The organism is Paenibacillus sp. EKM10P, assembly GCF_011800655.1.
Classification (GTDB): domain Bacteria; phylum Bacillota; class Bacilli; order Paenibacillales; family Paenibacillaceae; genus Paenibacillus; species Paenibacillus polymyxa.
Window position 1 is genome coordinate 1 of sequence record NZ_JAALET010000159.1, and the last position, 206, is coordinate 206.

The following is a 206-nucleotide window of genomic DNA, read 5'->3' on the forward strand; positions in this document are numbered from 1 at the left end:
GCTGCGAGAGCGCGCCGAAGCCTGGCTCGGCGAAGAGGAGCTGGCGCTAGCGGCGGTGCTGTACCTGGACGACGAAGTGTCGTACGGCGAGGAGCGGGCGAATGCCGACAGCTTCCATGAAGCCCGTCTGGAGGATCTGGCGTACGTGATCTACACGTCGGGAACGACGGGCAAGCCGAAGGGCGTGATGATCGAGCACCGCAGCC

The 206-nt window shown here is 66.0% G+C and carries 1 protein-coding gene; it reads left to right on the forward strand.

The genetic code is table 11. The features are described from left to right. Nucleotides 1–206 (forward strand): AMP-binding protein (locus HFE01_RS27010; RefSeq protein ID WP_181955942.1); only part of this gene is annotated, 206 nt, incomplete at both ends.